The organism is Anaerovorax odorimutans, assembly GCF_024459955.1.
Taxonomy (GTDB): Bacteria; Bacillota; Clostridia; order Peptostreptococcales; family Anaerovoracaceae; genus Hominibacterium; species Hominibacterium odorimutans_A.
In genome coordinates, this window is record NZ_JANFXK010000001.1 from 433,600 (window position 1) to 448,951 (window position 15,352).

Annotated in this window: 11 protein-coding genes and 1 other RNA gene; all 12 read right to left on the bottom strand. The window is 48.8% G+C overall.

The window, feature by feature from the left end:
• Positions 1-12: 12 nt before the first annotated feature.
• Complete coding sequence (locus tag NE619_RS01950; RefSeq protein ID WP_256130669.1) at positions 13-876, bottom strand: respiratory chain complex I subunit 1 family protein; 864 nt, start codon at positions 874-876, stop codon at positions 13-15.
• Position 877: 1 nt separating this feature from the next.
• Positions 878-2,809: an NADH-quinone oxidoreductase subunit L gene (locus NE619_RS01955; protein WP_256130670.1), complete on the bottom strand. Its 1,932-nt coding sequence runs from the start codon at positions 2,807-2,809 to the stop codon at positions 878-880.
• A gap of 400 nt (positions 2,810-3,209) precedes the next feature.
• Complete coding sequence (locus tag NE619_RS01960) at positions 3,210-4,904, bottom strand: APC family permease (RefSeq protein ID WP_256130671.1); 1,695 nt, start codon at positions 4,902-4,904, stop codon at positions 3,210-3,212.
• Positions 4,905-5,081: 177 nt separating this feature from the next.
• Positions 5,082-6,626, bottom strand: coding sequence for an amino acid permease (locus NE619_RS01965; RefSeq protein WP_256130672.1), 1,545 nt, complete (start codon positions 6,624-6,626; stop codon positions 5,082-5,084).
• A gap of 330 nt (positions 6,627-6,956) precedes the next feature.
• Entirely contained in the window at positions 6,957-8,462 is a 1,506-nt protein-coding gene (locus NE619_RS01970; RefSeq protein WP_256130673.1) for an amino acid permease, read from the bottom strand.
• Positions 8,463-8,754: 292 nt separating this feature from the next.
• The gene (locus NE619_RS01975) at positions 8,755-9,024 is read right to left on the bottom strand and encodes a pro-sigmaK processing inhibitor BofA family protein (RefSeq protein ID WP_256130674.1); all 270 of its coding nucleotides are present in this window, start codon (positions 9,022-9,024) and stop codon (positions 8,755-8,757) included.
• 118 nt (positions 9,025-9,142) lie between these two features.
• Positions 9,143-9,742, bottom strand: a complete 600-nt coding sequence (gene recR, locus NE619_RS01980; RefSeq protein WP_256130675.1) for a recombination mediator RecR — start codon at positions 9,740-9,742, stop codon at positions 9,143-9,145.
• Positions 9,743-9,745: 3 nt separating this feature from the next.
• A complete protein-coding gene (locus tag NE619_RS01985; protein ID WP_330640632.1) occupies positions 9,746-10,099 on the bottom strand; it encodes a YbaB/EbfC family nucleoid-associated protein in 354 nt (117 codons plus the stop codon).
• 9 nt (positions 10,100-10,108) lie between these two features.
• A complete protein-coding gene (gene dnaX, locus NE619_RS01990; protein WP_256130676.1) occupies positions 10,109-11,734 on the bottom strand; it encodes a DNA polymerase III subunit gamma/tau in 1,626 nt (541 codons plus the stop codon).
• Between the two features lie 53 nt (positions 11,735-11,787).
• Positions 11,788-11,887: signal recognition particle sRNA small type (ffs, locus tag NE619_RS01995), an RNA gene on the bottom strand.
• A 457-nt stretch (positions 11,888-12,344) separates the two neighbouring features.
• Positions 12,345-13,349, bottom strand: coding sequence for an AIR synthase family protein (locus NE619_RS02000; RefSeq protein WP_256130677.1), 1,005 nt, complete (start codon positions 13,347-13,349; stop codon positions 12,345-12,347).
• Positions 13,350-13,383: 34 nt separating this feature from the next.
• Positions 13,384-15,348, bottom strand: a complete 1,965-nt coding sequence (gene ligA / locus NE619_RS02005; RefSeq protein WP_256130678.1) for an NAD-dependent DNA ligase LigA — start codon at positions 15,346-15,348, stop codon at positions 13,384-13,386.
• Positions 15,349-15,352 lie beyond the last annotated feature (4 nt).

The following is a 15,352-nucleotide window of genomic DNA, read 5'->3' on the forward strand; positions in this document are numbered from 1 at the left end:
CTCTACACCTCCTTATACTAAATATACGATGAATAGGTTGATCATTCCCAGTACCAGCGCTACGATCCACGCTGAATTGAGAGCAACCTGCCATTTCATTCTTGCGAAACAGTTATCGATCAGAACTTCCAGGAAGTAAGCGGCCAGACAAACGACTACGCCGATCACGGTTCCCCAGATTGTGCCGTTGGCAAAGAAGAGGAACACGAAGCCCAGAAGGAAAATGTTCTCATACCAGTGAGCCACCTCGATAAGAGCCATCGTCTTTCCCGAAAATTCCGTAACCAGACCTTTTACCAGCTCCTGATGCGCATGGTGCGACATGGAGAGGTCGAAAGGCGATTTTCTGAACTTGATAGTCAGAATAAATATGAAGCCGAAGAATACTCCGATCAGCGGCAGGAAGGCCATCGCATCGCCGGAAAGGATCTGACGAACCTCAAAGCTTCCGGTATAGATGTAGAATCCAATCGCTGTTAAAAGTACCATTGGCTCATAAGCCAGCATCTGCAGCAGTTCTCTTTCCGCTCCCACCTGTGAGTAGGGTGAGTTGGATGAAAAGGCTGCCACGATGAGGAATACGCTTGCCAAAGTCAGTGTAAAGATTACCAGCAGTAAATCTCCGCCTGCGAAGAAGAAACAGCCTGTAACCAGTACGAAGATAAAGAAGCAAGTTACATAGAAGTCCTGGACTTTATTAACTGTGATCGCTTCTTTTTCCCTCAGCTTAAATACGTCGTAGAACGGCTGAAGGACCGGAGGGCCGACTCTGCCCTGCATTCTTGCCGAAATGATACGGTCGATACCCGCGAGGAATCCCCCAACGAGCGGCGCAAGAACAAGATATGCAACTACAAATATTATTATCTTAATCATTTTAAGCAGCACCTCCTGTCATGATTGCAACCAGCGAACCGATCATCAGGCCCAGTCCGATGATAATAACCGCTGAGGTTATTACGCATCCGATAACGTTCATCTTAATTTCGCCGAAATATTTTTCCATGTGCCAGTTTCTCAGGGAAGCGGATACCGGTTTGTCCATGGAACCATGGAACTGCAGGTTGTCTCCCTCGTTAACACCCGACATATAGATTGGTACGATTTTCTTCTTGGTCTTTCCGAAGAAGAAAGCGACCAGAAGCAGAACAACCGCTACCATAACAACCATGATAATCATGTTGTCCGCTGATAATGCCATGGAAGAAAGTCCTCCGAACACGCCTTCCAGGTACGGAACGAGCGTAGTGCTGGAGATGAGCGGGAACGCCAGGCAGGCTACGATTGTCAGCACTACCAGTGTGGCGTGAACAAACCACTCTTCTTTATGTACATTCTGTTGAATATTTTCTGTGCCAGCTACGATGGCCGATAATTTTCCCAGCCATTTTGTCCAGTAGAAGGCCGTTGCCGCACTTCCGAAGCAGATAATTCCCACCAGGATCAGATTTCCGGAATCTACGAAAGCTGTCATGGATGCCCATTTTGAGATCAGCATTCCGAAAGGCGCCAGGAACATGCCAGCGATACCGATCATCATGAATGCTGCCAAACGAGGCATTCTGCCGAATAATCCGTCCATGTCTTCGATGTTTCTGCTGCCGATGTTGTGCTCAGCAGTACCTACGCACAGGAACAGTAAGGACTTGGTAATCGCGTGGAATATGATCAGCATGATACCTGCCCATACCGCACCGGCTGTTCCGATGCCTCCGCAGGTTACGATCAGTCCCAGGTTCGCAATTGTGGAGTAAGCCAGAACTTTCTTGGCGTTGCTCTGCGAGATTGCCGCAAAGGATGCCATCAGGAACGTTACTCCGCCTACCGTCATGGTCATCAGTCCGGCAAAGTTGCCCATTCCCAGGCAAGGAGCCAGTTTGATAATCAGGAATACGCCAGCTTTAACCATTGTTGATGAATGGAGCAGCGCGGAAGTAGGTGTCGGTGCTACCATAGCGCCGAGCAACCAGCTGTTGAACGGCATCTGAGCCGCCTTGGTGATTCCCGCGAAAGCCAGGAATGCCGCCGGGATCGCCATGATACCGGAGTACATCATTCCGTATGTAATCATCGTGCTCAGCTCTAAAGTCTGATAAACAAATCCTAAAATGAGGATTGCCGTCGCGAAGCCCATACCGCCCAGAAGGTTCATGATCAGGGCGCGGAACGCATTGTTGGTCGCCTCTCCTGTCTTGGTGTATCCGATGAGGAAGAAGGAACATAAGCTCGTGATCTCCCAGAAGAAGTACACCCAGGTCAGGTTGTTGGACATTACCAGTCCGAACATAGCCCCCAGGAAAAGGAACATAACGAAGAAGAACCAAGGTCTTCTGTCTTTCTCACCTGCATGGTGATGCTGGAAGTCTTTCATGTAGCCTAAAGCGTACACAGTGATTAAGCTTCCGATAATTCCAATGATGAGTACCATAATCACAGAAAGGCGATCGTAATACAGATTATGCGCCACTTCAATGTGATGTCCTTCAGTAAGTTCGAACCATACCATGACCGGAGTCTGGATGATTGCAAAAACTGATGCCAGGTATTTCTTGTGCTTGATGCCGGTGATGACAATATACACCGCCAGACATACTTCAATTACCATTAGAACGTAATTGACGTTTTCGTTACTAAAATCGAAGTAACGATCACCGCCTTGGAAATACTGTACTGCGAGGTAGATGGAAGCGGCTGCGATAACCAGTGCCGCCAGCTTAACGATCACACCTCTTGCTGCGTCAGCTTTAACTACTAAAAGAACAAAGGCCACAACTAATGGAAACAAGATTAGAAAAAATATAGTGCCCATTTTATCCTCCTAATAAATAAAACTTTTATGAGTGCCAATTTCTCACACCTCATTATACCTATATATATATTTAATAACAAGCGGTTCAATTATATTTTCAATGTTCTGAAAACTTCGGTCTAACGGCTGTAATCGTTGAATTTCATGGGTTTGTAATTTTTGCGCAAAAAAGTCTCAAAAAAAAGACAATTTTTTGACGGACTATGAAAGAAATTACCTTGGATTCTGTATACATTCTCACTTTAAAGATTCCCTAAAGATTGCCTTTTTATGATATCTTCACCAGCTAAATAAGACGTTCCAATATCCGGGAGTCTCTTTTTTGAGATTGCGCCCCAAAAACGAAAAGAGCGCCCGTAGCTAATCAGCCCGGGCGCTCCTGATAATTAAATCACAAGTTTTAGTTTTCTTTCTGTGGTTCGACCTTCTTGGAAAGGATGAAGAATACGATGCACGCCACTGCGCAAACCGCTGTCAGAATACCCAGTCCAACCTGAATCGTTCCAACGATCGCATTTACATCCGCGCCTTCCAGGACACCGTCAAAGTAGTCGCCGGACTCCCAGGCATCCTCCGTACCCCAGCCTTCATACCAAGGCTCGAACAGCAGAGCAATACCGTTCATAATACTCATAACCAGGAACAGGAAGGCTATCTTCCTTGTATCCCCTACGGCAAGGCCCGTCTTCTCGTTCTTCGGGTAACGTTCCGGATCTTTCCTGGTAAGACCACCATATCTTCTTCTCCAGATGAAGTACAGGATCGGACCCGTTATAATACCGATCATTCCGCCCAAATAGTAATCTGAGCCGTTAACAAAGTTGGCAAATATCGCCACACAGATTGGAACTATGCAGATCAGGGCCAGCAGACCGTTGCCTCCCGGAATCCGGAACACATATTCTTCTTTTGGAATTCTTCTTCTGAGAACCATCGCCGAAATGTATACCAGTATATAAGAAGCCATCAACAGCGCTACATCCAGAATAATGATAAACCCGAACGGGAACATACAGAAGATCAGGTTGAAAATTCCTACGGACAGCACTGCCACATAGGGAACACCATACTTCTTGTCGCATTTTACCATTACCGGAGGAGCGAGATAGTCGTCGGCCAGCGCAAAGAACCCTCTCGAACCCGATGCGATATAAGTATTATAGATTGAACATTGGGCCAATATGGCAACAATCGCAAAGATGACACCGAACACAGGACCCCAGAAGTGAGCAACAACCTCCGCATATCCTACGGCATCGCCTTCCGTTCCCCAATTTTCCCAGTTTCCCAGAGAACCGAGACCTGCCGTGGTCGGCAGAATATATACGGCCATGATCAGCGGAATGGTTATCAGCGTACCTTTCGGAATAACCTGAGGATTGGAAACCTCTCCCGCTATGGTTGACATCGACTCATACCCGGAGTACATCCACATACCGATGGAAATACCTCCTGCTATATAGAAGAACCAGTCGCCGAGACCTTCGGCCGGCTCTGCTGTCATCTGGAAGGAAATTGTAGACGCTGTCTCCGCGTCGCCTCCCCAGTTGATGAATCCGCATATCGCAACTACACCAAAGGCTACCATTACTAAAATAGATAAGATCGTGCTCGCAATACCTACATCTTTTACGCCTCTGATATTGATCAGCGTAAAGATCAGAATCATACCGAATTTAAGCGCGAATTCCGTTGTCCAAGTCATATCCCAAACGGTCGCGGCATATCCTCCGGCCAAGATTACATATGATGTATTATCTATGTAGATGGAAATCGTTCTCCACCAGCCTGCCTGGAAACCCCAGAATTCACCGAGAGCCTCCTGGACCCACTTGTAGTAGCCGCCTTCCTGCGGTCTCACGGAACCCAGTTCCGATGCAACCAGGCCGAAAGGCAGTCCCCATACGAACGGCAGGACGCATAGCATAACTATGGTCAGACCAGGGCCGCACTCCGGAATCATTTCCTCGATTCCGTAACATCCGGCAGCAACAAGACAGAAAATCATGAACACCACGGTGGATACTTTAATGTCATGCTTTTTCAGCCCATGTTCGCCAACATCCATGGCTGCAGTGCTTTTTTGTTCACTCATGTCTTTACCTCCTCAAAACATAATAATATAGAATTAGTACAGAATCCATTATACACGTTTTGTTTGAATTATCAATAAATTGAAACAAATTAAAAGAGAACAGCAAAACCGTTCTCTTTTAATATCAAATTTGTTATATTTTTTCTCAAATCTTACTCCCTTGTAAATAGTTTCCACCTATTTTGTAAGATCCGGGAAGGTTTCGTCGAAGGTCTTTTCGCCTGCGGCAAGAGAATTGACGGTTCTGGTCTTGCCCATGGCTTTGGTAATCTTCTGTACGATCATCGGAATAACTACAGCCGCACACGCTACCGCAAATACGATCGGGCCGCCGCCGGTGATCTCCGGATCGGCAAAGGCCATCAGCAGCAGGCAGCAAAGCTGCGCGATCATCGCAAACCACGGAACCCACGACTGTCCCTTGCTGACTCTCGCTCTCAGACAGGTATCCGGCTCATAACCTCTCTTTTTAAGTCTGACTCTGAACCGCTTCTGGGAAGCGATAATTCCTACCCACGCAAGGGTTCCTGTGAAACCCGACATGGACAGCAGATTGGTGTACAGATTAGATAAGAATCCGGTCAGCTCGGAAACCAGACCGATAATCAGCACGATCCACATAAACAGTAAAGTGAAGAGTACCGCGTTCTTCGGGTTGGCGCTCTTGTTCAGCTTGCCCAGGAACTTCGGAGCCAGCCCTTCAACCGAAAGACCATACATACATCTAACTGTGCCATAGAATCCAGTGTTGGCGCAGCTGAATGCCGCTACCAATACGACCGCGCTCATAATGAAGCCAAAGGGCCCCATGCCGTAAGCATGCATGATGTCCGCAAAGATCGGAGTTTCATCGGTTCCCAGATCAGTCGGATAAACCAGGATTACCAGCAGAATCGGCACCAGGTAAAGGCCGACGATACGGTATGTAACGCTCTTGCAGGCTCTCGGTACGGATTTGTCCGGATCCTGGGATTCAGCAGCCGCAAGACCGACGATTTCCGTTCCCTGGAAGGTAACCAGTACAACAACCATGCAGGTCAGTACGATCGCAAAGCCGTTGGGGAACAGGTCTGCCATAAATTCTGCATCGCCGAAGTTTACGCCCATGCCCTTGAATCCGTCTTCCACAGCACCCTGAACAACTCCCTGCGGATTTCCCCACAGGCCTACCCAGATACCGAAGGCCAGGAGGGCGAATAGAATAATTACAATAACTTTGGTGATCGCAAGACCAGACTCGATCTTCGCGAAGATATCAACCGCGCAGAGATTGATAATGGTCAATGCGGCCAAAGCCCCCAGCGCAAAAGCAACATAAGCGACAGCGCTCTTATTGCCGGTCAGGCTCTGCAGCACATAGGACACCGCGATGGCTTCCGACGGTACATAGCATACCCAGTTGAACCAGAAAGACCAGCCCATGCCCACTGACATGGTTTCACCCAAAAATTCGTTGGTGTACGCTACAAAGGAACCGCTTCGCGGTAAATTAACCAATAACTCCGCATAAGAAATCATAAGACCATAAACAATAAGACCAACTACCGCGAAGGCGATGAATACCGCAGGCCCCATAGCCTGGATACACCAGCCGACACCAAGGAAATAACAGGAACCGATAACGCCGCCGAGACCGATGAACGCTACCTGCCAGCCCTTAATCCCTCTTTTCAGTTCTTGAGGTTCTTCTGCTGTCTGTACAGCTCTTTTCTCTTCTGACATATTTGCCTCCTTCTCACATATTAAAGAATATGATTAGATTTGTCCTCAACTGGCTGTTCCTCCTCTTCTCCAAGGGTAAAGCCGAGTTGGAGTTGTCAGTATTTTAGGACTTTTCTATTTTTTCATACTTATCAGTCATTGTCAACGATTCTGAGAAATTTCTCAATTCTGAATTTTAGCCTTCTTATTGTTGAGATATTGCAGACAAAAGTTTCCCCATCAAAAGAGCTTTTCCTCCTTTTTTCTCCACAAAAAGACCGGCTCGCTCTTTTTGAACGAACCGGCCTTTTTTTCTATTTCCCTTGGATTAGTTTGTATGCGATTGTAAATTTACTTTGTAAGATCCGGGAAAGTTTCATCAAATGTTTTCTCTCCGTTGCCCAGTGCGTTGATATCGCGAACGTGTCCTGTTTTCTTAGCGATAACACGAACGATCATCGGAACGACTACAGCCGAACATGCCAAAATGAAGATTGGCAGCTGTCCTTCGCCGAAGGCCAGCATTACCAGGCAGATGAACTGTGCGATCATCGCGAACCACGGAATCCATGACTGAGACTTTTTCACTTTTGCTCTCAGGCAGGTTTCAGGATCATAGCCTCTCTTCTTGAGACGTCTTCTAAAGAGAATCTGCGATGCGATGATTCCGATCCAAGCCAGAGTTCCGGTGAAGCCGGACATGGAAAGCAGACTTCCATACAGACTTTCCAGCGCGCCTGTGATCTGGGAAACCAGACCAATAATTAGCACGATCCACATGAACGCCAGTGTAAAGAGTACAGAATTCTTTGGATTTGCGCTCTTATTCAGCTTGCCCAGGAATTTCGGAGCAAGGCCTTCGATGGAAAGACCGAACATGCAGCGAACTGTTCCGTAGAAACCAGTATTGGCACAGCTGAAAGCAGCTACCAGTACGACCGCACTCATGATCAGAGCAAATCCGTTAAGGTTATACATTTTCAGAACATCCGAGAAAATCGGTGTAGCGTCCGTACCCAGGCTCCATGGGAATACCAGTACTACCAGCAGAATCGGTACCATGTAGAGTCCAACGATACGATATGTAACGCTCTTGCAGGCCTTCGGAAGGGATTCGTCCGGATTTTCTGCTTCTGCGGCAGTAAGTCCAACGATTTCCGTTCCCTGGAAAGTAACCAGTACAACAACCATGGATGTAAGTACAATTCCAGCGCCTTTCGGGAAGAGCTGTGACATGAAGCTTACATCTGCGTCTCCGAAGTTCACGGTCGCTCCCAGGAATCCTTCGCTGCCCCACAGGCCAACCCAGATTCCAAAGGCCAAAACGATAAATAAGATAATTACACAGACTTTTGTGATAGCAAGTCCTGACTCGATCTTTGCGAAGATATCAACCGCGCAAAGATTGATGATGGTCAATGCTGCCAGGGCGCCTACTGCGAACGCTACATAGGAAACGCTGCTCTTGGATCCTGTCAGATCCTGCAGAACCGTAGCAACCGCAATGGCCTCCGACGGTACATAGCACACCCAGTTAAACCAGAATGCCCAACCCATACCTGTCGATATGGTGTCGCCCAAAAATTCGTTGGTATAGGCTACAAACGAACCTTTTCGCGGAAGGTTGACCAATAATTCAGCATAAGCAATCATAAGTCCGTATACAATAAGTCCAACCACCGCAAATGCGACGAATACCGCGGGTCCCATATCTCCTATACAAAGACCCAGCCCCAGGAAGTAACAGGAACCGATTACACCACCCAGCCCGATGAATGCAACCTGCCAGCCCTTAATACCACGTTTAAGTTCCTGGCTTTCACCCTGTTGTTCAACAACATTTTTTTCTTCTGACATTTTTGCCTCCTTCTCACATATACAATATATGAATATGATTAGATTGTCCATTTTTCCCAGCAGGCCCTGCCTTTCCAAGGGTAAAAGGCAATTCGAAATTTTCAGTTACTTAATGGACTGCTCTATTTTTTCATATTCGTGCTAAAATGTCAATATTTATGAGAATTTTCTCGAAATTGATTTTTTCTTGTATCATTTTCGAGAAAAAAATGCCCCTTTTTTTGAATTTTCCGATTTGGCTGGCACTTATATCAATAAAGCCGCTACCAATTTTGTTTATATTTATGCAACATTATAAATTAAAAAACAACAGCAGCCCAATGGCTCCCGGAACGCCAAGAATCCCTATGATTACAGCGCTTAGAGGATTCAACGGCACGAAAAGGCCCCACTTCCCTCCCAAAATATTTATTAAAATTATAAGCACAGCCCCTATCATACTGCTGATGAGCATTCTTCCTGCCCATTTGAGGGGCACGATCAGCAGTTTCCCCAATATGTAAATCAAAAAAAGCCCCGCTGCATAGGCCACAAAGATGCCGGCTTCCAATCCAAAGCTCATAATACCCTCCTTAACCTTTGTCTACTGTTTCTTATGTAACAGGCTATGCGAAAAGCATTAAAAAAAGACCCGTTCTCAGCAACGGGTCCAATGATCTTTCTTGTTTTCAGATAATTCCTTACAATTCTCTGCGGCCTTCCATGGCTTTGAGAAGCGTAATCTCGTCCGCGTATTCCAAATCTCCGCCTACCGGTACGCCATGGGCGATTCTGGAAACTTTGATCCCGGAGGGTTTGACCAGCCTTGCGACGTACATAGCAGTTGCCTCCCCTTCTATGTTGGGGTTGGTCGCTAAAATAATCTCCTTTACATCCTCCTGCTGGAGCCGCACGATCAGCTGCTTGAGGTTGATGTCTTCCGGGCCGATGCCTTCCATGGGGGAAATGGCTCCGTGGAGCACATGGTACAGACCGCCGTACTCCTTGATCCGTTCCATAGCCACCACATCTCTGGGGGTTTCCACAACGCAAATAACGCTGCGGTCCCTGGACGGGTCCGAGCAGATTGCGCAAGGGTCCGTATCGGTCAGGTTACCGCACACCGAACAGTATTTCATGTTTTTTTTCGCTTCGGTAATGGCCTCTGCCAAAGCAAGGGCCTCTTTTTCTTCCATCGAAAGAATATGAAAAGCCAGCCGCTGGGCAGTCTTTCCACCAATGCCCGGCAGCCTGGATAGTTCGCTGATCAGTTTGCTCAGCGGTTTGGCGTAGTATTTCATAGTCTACAGCCCCGGAATCCCCAAACTTCCGGTCAGCTTGTTCATCTCGTTCTGCGAGATTTCTTCCATCTGTCTCAGCGCCTCGTTGGAAGCGACCAGAATCAGATCCTGCAGCATTTCAATATCGTCAGGGTCTACCACTTCCGGTTTGATCTCAATGGATTTAATCTCCTTCTTGCCGGTCACTGTGACAGTTACCGCGCCGCCGCCAGATGTGGCTGTCGTCTCCATCTGGTCGATTTCACCCTGCAGCTCATCCATCTTGCGCTGCATAGCCTGCATCTGCTGCATTTGCTTCTGCATATTTCCCATACCGCCGGCTTTCGGTTTTTTGCCGGCTCTCATACCTTTTCCCATTTTATCCTCCTATTCAATCTCAATGTTCAATCCGAGTTTGCTTTCCGCTATTTTGGCAAGACGCTCCGCGTCGCTCGCCTTCGGAGCGCAGTCCTCGCCCTCCAGCTCACAGCGCAGCCCTCTTCTCCTGCCTGTATGTTTTTCCATCAGGTCCTCCAGAACCTGCCGGTTGTTTTCCACATATCCGCCTACGGCTGCGTTGGAGGCAACGACTGTGAATATTTCATCGGTCATTTCAGTCAGCCTTGTGCCGCTGCGGATTAAGTTAAAGCTGCCTCGCGAAGCTTCAGCTTCTTCAAAAATGGCATGCCACAGGCTATCGTAGTCATAGCTCTTTTCCGGAGCCGGCTCTTCCTCCGCCTCCGACTGGTTCTGCGACGGCTCTGCGGGATTTCCGGCTTCTGCGGATGTCTCCTTTTGCGCTTGAGCCGAATTCCTCTTGGACACTGACGCCGCTCCTGATCCTACTCCTGTGGCCGCTCCGGACGCAGCTCTTGATGCCGCTCTGGGCACTGTTCCTGAGCCTGCTCTGGGTGCCGCGCTGCCCGGGTCGATCAGGTCCGTAGCCATCTTCACCATGCACAGTTCCAGCAGAATTCTCGGCTGCGTAGACCACTTGGCCTCTGACATGGTTCGGGACAGCTCGATAATTGCATTGTTGATATCCGCCAGGTCCAGGCTGTCGCTCTGGCGGCGGATCCGATCTACATTTTCCGGAGAAAGATTGAGCATGTCCTCCGGGTTTTTAATAAATTTTGTGATAAGCAGATTTCGGTAGTGGGAAAGCCAGTCCTTCATAAACTGCCTTACATCCTTTCCATCCGCCAGAATCTGTTCCAAAAGCAAAAGCGCTTCCTGGGGCTGCCTCAGGGTAATCTTGTCGGTAAGCTCCAGAAAAATTTCTTCTCCGGCAGTTCCCAGAAAATCGAGGATGTCTTCTCTCTCCACTCTGGTCTGTCCCCCGGAAATACACTGATCCAGTATGCTCAGGCCATCGCGCACCGATCCGTCGGCATTGGCCGCGATCAGTCGCAGGGCTCCCTGAGAAACCTCGATCCCCTTCTGCGCGCAGATATCATCCATGCCCCGCACCAGGGTCTCCTCCGGCACCCTCTTGAAATCCAGCCGCATACATCTGGAAAGGATGGTAGCAGGCAGCTTCTGGGGCTCCGTGGTTGCCAGTATGAACATGACGTTTTCCGGCGGCTCTTCCAGCGTTTTCAGTAAAGCGTTGAAGGCTCCTGTGGATAGCATATGTACCTCGTCTACGATGTACACCTTTTTTCTGCCCACTGCCGGCGGGTATTTGACACTTTCCCTCAGTTCACGGATGTTTTCCACGCCGTTATTGGAAGCCGCGTCAATTTCGATCACGTCCATGAAGGTGCCTTCTTTTATTGCCGTGCAATTGGCGCAGACACCGCAGGGACGCTCTCCGTCCGCAGTGCAGTTGACGCCCTTTGCCAGAATTCTGGCCGTAGTCGTCTTGCCGGTGCCCCTTGTCCCGCAGAATAAATAAGCGTGGCTCACCGAATCGGAAGCCAGCTGATTTTTTAATATTTTAATGATATGGCCCTGACCCAGGATCTCTTCAAAGACCTCCGGTCTGTAGGCCCTGTATAGTGCAGTATACATATTCATCCTCACTCAAATTAAAACAAATTGCCCTTTGAAAGCTCCGCAAGGCGTTAGCAAAGGCTGATCTGCGGCACATAAGAGCTTCCGCTTATTGCTGCTTCCTTCCGGACCTGACAAGGTTCACGGAGTCTTATTGCGCAGGACCCCAACCATACCAGACGGAGCTATCAAAGGGCAATTTCATGCTTATCAATTATATTATTTTTATTACCTTTAGTCAAGGATTTCTTTCTATAGGCTTACGGCTTACATATAAATCTAAATTGCACAGATAAAATCCATCCCAGGACTCAGGAAAATAGGAATATGCTGATTTATGTTCCAAATGGCACTCTGCGTCAATTCTGTGAACACACTTTTCTCAAATTGTTCGAAGCATCCAGACAATTCGCAGCATTTTCGGAAGCAAAAGTGCAAATTTATCTATGTAATCCACAGTTTTAGAGCAATTTAATGCTTTTGCAAGCTTAAACAAATTTATTTTATGTTCCGTTCTGCCGCAGAAACCATGGTACGGAACACAAAACGCAGTTTTTCCAAATCCGCCATCACAGCTACGCATTTTTTCAGGCAGCTTTCTCATGAATCCACCCCGGACAAATAACGCTTATTCCTGTTCGCCAACCACCTTATATAGCTCATCGCTGGCCGGCGGCGCGATCTCAATAAGTTCATCCTTAATATTCATGCAGATGCCCGCGGAGGAATCCTTGATGACACCTATGTAAGAGGCTGCAACGCCCGCTGCGGCCATTGCCTTTTCCATCTCTTCCTTTTTGTCGGGAGCCACCATGATAATCATGCAGCCGCTGGAGATCAGCCGCAGATAATCAATGTCAAAGTAATCGCAGATCTTCCTGGTCACCGGCTCCACCGGAACCTGGTCCACCCAAAGCTCAGCGCCGGTACCCGCGATCTGGCACATTTCCCAGACAGCGCCCAGCACTCCGCCTTCGGTCACATCGTGCATGCCGTGGGTACCCACTTCGCCGGCTGCCACGCCTTCCTTTACAACACTGACCTGACCCAGCAGGCTCTTGGCTTTCTCAATTTCTTCCTGGGTCAGCACTTCTTTCAGCTGGTCCTCAAAGTCACAGGCAATGATCCCCGAGCCCTCCAGACCGGCGGACTTGGTTATCATGATGTAATCCCCCGGCCTCATGTTTTCGGAATGCTGAGAAGCCCATTTTTCGCCTCTGCCGATGGCTGTAGAAACGATCACCGGCTTGGTCACGGCAGGGGTAATCTCCGTATGTCCTCCGATGATCTCAACGCCCAGCTCCTCCGATGCCTCACCGGCCTGACGCATCATCTCTTCGATCTGTTCCTCCGTCGTTCCCACAGGGAGCATGACCGCCAGCATGATTCCCAGGGGCTGGATACCGTTGGAAGCGACATCGTTGCAGGAAATATGAATGGACAGTCTTCCGATCTCGCTGATCGCCGCTGTAATGGGATCCGTAGACATAATGCACTCATAGGACCCGAAATCCACCACCGCGCAGTCCTCGCCGATTCCCGGTCTTGTCAGGACCTCCGGCCTCTTAAATTTAATGTTGTCAAATACGATTTTTTCCAGCAGTTCACTGTCCAGTTTTCCTGTTTTAAGCATTGCGTTTTCTCCTTTTCAGACTTTTGTTTTCACTCTAATTATCCGCTTCTTCAAGAAGTTTCAGAAACTGTTCTTCCGTAATGATCGGGATTCCCAGCTCCTTGGCTTTTTTATTTTTCGATGACGCCGACTGGCTGTCATTGTTAATCAAATAATCCGTCTTTTTGCTGACCGATCCGGCAGCTTTGCCGCCCTTCGCCTCAATGACCGCTTTCAGAGCATCCCGGTTCTCGTAATGCTCCAGACTTCCGGTGATGACAAAGGTCTTGCCGGAAAAAACCTGATCCGCGGTTTCCTCAAAGCTTTCGTCCAGCACCAGCTCTTTTAGCAAATCCCTGACGATCTCCCGGTGCTTTTCTTCCTGGAAATAAGCCACATAGCCCGCAGCCATGATCTCCCCGATACCGTCAATAGCATCCAGCGCTTCCTCAGTCGCGTTTTGAATCTGCTCCCACTTGTTTTTAAAAGCCCTGGCTATCACCTTGGCGTTGGCCACGCCTATATTGGGTATGCCCAGGCTGTAGAGCAGCCTGGCCGGAGTGGTGTTTCTGGCCGTTTCCAGCGCCTTCATCAGGTTCTCAAAGGACTTTTCTCCAAACCCTTCCATGGAGGTGATCTCCTCCCGATATCGCTCCAGGCGGAAGAGGTCGGCCAGCTCCTTGATATAACCCCGGGATACCAGCTTTTCCAGCGTTGCCTCAGAAAGCCCGTCGATGTTCATGGCATTGCGGCTGACAAAATGGGTCAACGACTTGATCTGCTTTGCCAGGCACTCAGGATTGGTGCAGTACAGCACCTCCACATCCTTTTCCTTTTTTATAACCGCCTCTTCTCCGCATACCGGACAGGCATCGGGAATGGTCAGATTATCGCTTTTGGTCAGATTATCGGCAATCTGCGGGATAATCATGTTGGCCTTATAAACCTCAATTTTATCGCCCAGCCCCAAATGCAGCTCTTTGAGTATGCTGACATTATGAACCGAAGCCCGGCTGACCGTCGTTCCCTCCAGCTCAACCGGCTCAAAAATAGCCACCGGATTAATCAGTCCGGTTCTGGAAGCGCTCCATTCAATTTCCTTGAGGGTCGTCTCTTTTATTTCATCGCGCCATTTGAAAGCGATGGAATCCCTGGGGAACTTGGAAGTCGCGCCCAGAGACGCGCCATAGGCGATATCATCCAATATGAGCACAAGCCCGTCGGAAGGCACATCGTTTTTTTCCACATGACTGGCAAACCATTCCACCTGGCGGCTCAGATTTTCCTGGGTGACGACCTTATACTCCACCACCTCAAAGCCCTGACGGGTCAGCCAGACAAACTGCTCTTCCCGGGAAGTCTGGTCCATGCCCTCAGCGCTGACCAGTGTAAAGGCAAAAAAATGCACGTTCCGCTGGGCCGTAATCTCATTGTTGAGCTGGCGCACGCTGCCGCTGCAGAGATTCCGCGGGTTCTTATAGCGGGCGGAAACATCTTCTATGGTTTCATTGATCTTTTCAAAATCCGAATATTTGATGCAGGCCTCTCCCCTGAGAATCAGCTCCCCCTGGAAAGGGATATTCACCGGAATGTTTTTAAAAACTCTGGCATTGGAAGTGATGACTTCTCCCACCTCGCCGTTTCCCCGGGTAACCGCTTTGTAGAGCTTCCCATCCCGATAGGTGAGCACAATGGTCAGACCGTCGATCTTCCAGGAAAGCACCCCCTTCTGATCCCCCAGCCAGTCCGCCAGCTCAGTCACCTCTTTGGTCTTGTCCAGCGAAAGCATGGGCGACGGATGGCGCTCCTTGGGCAAATCGCTCAGCACCTGGTAGCCCACGTTCACCGTAGGACTCTGGGCCAGCACGATACCGGTTTCCTTCTCCAGACGCACCAGCTCATCGTAAAGCTTGTCGTATTCCAAATTGCTCATGATCTCCCGGCTTTCCTGATAGTAGGCGCGGGAGGCCTGATTGAGCAAATCCACTTTTTCCTGTATTTCCTGTCGTTTATCTTCCATTCTG